The organism is Streptomyces durbertensis (genome assembly GCF_014156695.1).
Classification (GTDB): Bacteria; Actinomycetota; Actinomycetes; order Streptomycetales; family Streptomycetaceae; genus Streptomyces; species Streptomyces durbertensis.
Window position 1 is genome coordinate 1 of record NZ_WMLF01000723.1, and the last position, 1,535, is coordinate 1,535.

Consider the following 1,535-nt stretch of genomic DNA (forward strand, 5'->3'; position numbering starts at 1 on the left):
AGAGACAGGGCCGGGTGGGCGCGACCTTCTTCGCCCGCCGCACCTTGTCGCCCAGCTTCTCCAGCGTCTCCGGCCCCGTGGCCCGCCGCAGGGCGGGGAAGAGGTTCTGCTCCTCGTCGGCGACGTGCTCGCGGACCTCCCGCGTCAACGTGCCGACCAGTTCGTCGAACGACGGGTCGTCCGCGTCCAGGCCCTCCAGGCCCTTCAGTAGCCGTTCGACCCGCCCGTGGTCCTCGATCTCCCTGTCGGCCAGTTCGTCGCCACCCGGGACGTGCTCGCGCACGGCCGGGTACAAATGGGCCTCCTCAGCGACCGAGTGCCGCACGAGCTCCACCGTCACGGCCTCGACGAACTCCTTGCGCCGCGCGTCACCGGCGGGCAGCGCCTCGATCCTGCCGAAGAGTTCCTCGACCTCGCGGTGATCGGTCATCAGCTCGTCGACGACTGTGCCGCCGTGTCCCATGATGGAATCCTTCCAGTCGTTTTCCGCCTTTTGGGCCGATTCCCGGTAGCGCGTACCCGGTGTGCGACGGATCTACCTCCCTACCGGGTGAGGATCGGCCGGCACAGCGGGTACCCAACCGCCGACCGTTCCGGGATCGCCGACCCGACCCGAGAGGGCAGAGATGGGATCGTTCAGCCGCTTCCGGCCGGCGGCGCTGTCGCACGCGGTGCGGCGCGACGGCCGCCTGGTCGTCGACTCCGCCGTACGGGCGGTGAGGGAGCACGGCCGGGAGAGGGACCTCGCCGCACAGTCGCTCAAGTCGGCGCTGGCGGCGCTCGCCGCATGGGCGTTGGCCAGCACCCTCCTCACCGACAGCCTCAGCCTGATGGCGCCCTGGGTCGCGGTGGTGCTGGTGCAGGCGACGGTCTACCAGTCCATGTCCCAGGGGGTGCGCCAGGCGTTGGCCATCGTGCTCGGCACCGCGCTGGCCACCGGCACGGCGCTCGCCCTGGACAACCAGATCCTGGCCATGGCGCTTGTGCTGCCCGTGACCCTGCTCATCGGCAACCTGCCGAGCCTGGGAAGCCAGGGCATCAACGTCGCCACGTCGGCCATCTTCGCGTTGGTCGGCGGGCCGCTGACCCTCCTGGTCAGCGCCGAGCGGGTGGCCGCCGCGCTGATCGGAGCGGTGGTGGGCATCGCCGTCAACGCCCTCGTACGGCCGCCCCGGTACCTCCGCGACGCGCTGGAGGCGATCCGCGCGACCACCGCGGAGGCCGCCGGCCTGCTGCGCGACATGGCCGACGGACTCACCGCCGACTCCGAGGACACGGACGGGCGGCGCACGGAGGAGTGGGTGGAACGCGCCGAGCGGCTGCCCCGCCTGGCGGAGGAGGTCAGGTCGGCGCTGGCGTGGGACGAGGAGAGCCTGCGGATGAACATCCGCCACCGCCGCAGCGGTACTGCCCTGCCACCGGACTACACCTCGCACGACGTGGTCAACGCGCTGTGGCACGTGGCCGACCACACCGAGGAGATCGCCCGCACGCTCGCCGAGGCCGGTCGGGGGGAGGCTGCCCGGGTGGGGGAG

Annotated in this window: 2 protein-coding genes; one reads left to right on the forward strand and one right to left on the reverse strand. The window is 71.9% G+C overall.

Annotated elements, in window-relative coordinates:
• A partial coding sequence (locus GL263_RS26275; RefSeq protein WP_182858231.1) for a hemerythrin domain-containing protein occupies positions 1 to 463 on the reverse strand: 463 nt, incomplete at its 3' end.
• Positions 464 to 626: 163 nt separating this feature from the next.
• Between GL263_RS26275 and GL263_RS26280 the strand changes: the two genes are divergently transcribed.
• A partial coding sequence (locus GL263_RS26280) for an FUSC family protein (protein ID WP_182858232.1) occupies positions 627 to 1,535 on the forward strand: 909 nt, incomplete at its 3' end.